At 38.7% G+C, this 2166-nt stretch carries 1 protein-coding gene; it reads right to left on the reverse strand.

What is annotated here, in order from left to right:
• A partial coding sequence (locus tag D1970_RS21955) for a non-ribosomal peptide synthetase (RefSeq protein ID WP_259339736.1) occupies window positions 1-2131 on the reverse strand: 2131 nt, incomplete at its 3' end.
• Between the last annotated feature and the right edge of the window lie 35 nt (window positions 2132-2166).

Raw genomic sequence — 2166 nt, forward strand, 5'->3', positions numbered from 1 at the left:
TGTACCCTCGTATTTTGACTTGGTGATCGATTCGGCCGAGGTATTCAATATGGCCATCGTGAGTCCATCTGACCAAATCTCCGGTTTTGTACATTCTTTCATTGTCTACGTTGGGGTTTTCTACAAACCTCTCAGCTGTTAAACTTGGACGATTTAAATAACCACGAGCCAAACCAACACCAGCAATACATAATTCTCCGACGACTCCAATAGGTAAGAGTTCATGATTTGCCCCTAAAATGTAAGCACGATAGTTTCTTACAGGTTTACCAATTGGGATTGTTTTTTTATTTTCTGTACCGTCACATTGATAAATCAATGCGTTAATCGTTGTTTCTGTAGGACCATATACGTTATAAATATTAGCCGCATCTATATGATGTGAAAGCTTTCTGTATAATGAGGATGGAAATGCTTCTCCTCCTAGGACAAATCGTAACCCTTTAGAGCTAGAGTTTATATTATTTACGATTTGCTCCATTTGAGCAGGCACCATATCTATGAATGCAACTTCATTTTGAATCACATATTCATACAGGGACTCGTAATCTGATTCAGTTCTTTCAGTCATTACATGTAAGGTAGAGCCACTACATAATGCGGTAAAGATATGCTGTACAGATACATCGAATACAGCTTTACTATAGAGCATATGATTTTTCATATTCTCATAACCGAAATCTTGCATTAGTCCGAGAATTTGGTTTGATAAGCTCCTATGTTCAATCATTACACCTTTTGGTTTCCCTGTACTTCCAGATGTATAAATAACATAAGCAAGATTTTGAGATGTTAATTCGTTTCTTCGTTGCTCTAAATGCAGTTGTTCAATCTTCTGATTTTCAAGGCTCGTTATGTTCAATATGTTTCCAGAATAATTTAGATGAAGATCATCAATCTTCGTAAAGTTGGCAAGTAAAAATTTACACTCACTATCTTCTAAGAGATACTCTATTCTTTCTTTTGGATAACTACTATCTATAGGAAGGTACGCTCCACCTGCTTTTTGTATGGCAAGTATAGCTACAATCATATCAATAGATCTATCCACCATCAGCGCTACAATTGTTTCAACTTGCACCCCCTCATTTATCAGGGCTTGGGCTAATTTATTTACTCTCTCAGACAATTCCTCATAGGTGATTTTTGCAGCGCCATGTACAAGTGCCACCTGTGAAGGATGTGCCTTTATCTGCTCCTCAAATAAGTCTATGACTGTTTGCTCGTGAGGATATTCAACCTTTGTATCATTAAATTTATTTAATAGTTGCTCTTTCTCTTCTTTGTCTAGTACTTCGATATCCCTGAGTCTTTGATCTGTCTTTATGCTGATTTCGATTAAAGTCTTTACATAATGCTTCATCATTTGTTCGATGGTTTCACTTCTAAATAATTGACTCCGATATTCCATTTCGCAGATCAGCTTGCCCTGTACTTCTTCCATGCTTAATGTGATGTCGAGTTGGGATACTTTTCTATTTATTTCATAGTGACTAATTAATGTCCCATCCATTTCTAGTTCATGTTGTTCTGTATTCTGTAAAACGAGCATGACATCGAATAATGGATTTCGGTTGAGATCTCTCTTTACATTCACTTCTTCAACGAGTTCCTCAAATGGGTACTCTTGGTTTTCGTAAGCTTGGACTAGTTTTTGCTTGGCTTCAAGGAGATAATCTTCGATTCTCTTATCCCCTTCAGGATAGCTTCGAAACGCTAGTGTATTGACAAACATTCCAGCTACTTTTTCTAGCTCTGCATGCCTTCTTCCAGCGATCGGAGTCCCGATCACAATGTCTTCCTGTCCACTATACTTGGATAGCAAGATGCTGTAGCCGGCCATGAGTCCCATAAACAGCGTTCCACCAAGGCGGGACATCGTTTCTCTTAAGCCTGTGACGATTCCTTCTTCGATCTCAAATCGGATTCGATCTCCTTCGTTGTTCTCGATCTGGCTTCTAACACCATCTAACGGGAGCTCTAATACAGGAAGTTCTCCTGCAAATTCTTGCTTCCAATAGGTTTTTTGTTCTTCCCATACTCCATTTACTTTCTGTTCTCTTTCCCATGATGCGTATTCTTTGTACTGGATCTCTTCTGCTACTAGTGTTTCTCCTTCATATGCCTTCATGAAGTCTTCTGCCAACAGTCCCATGGTAGCCCCAT

The organism is Mesobacillus zeae, from assembly GCF_003570705.1.
Taxonomy (GTDB): Bacteria; Bacillota; Bacilli; order Bacillales; family Cytobacillaceae; genus Mesobacillus_C; species Mesobacillus_C zeae.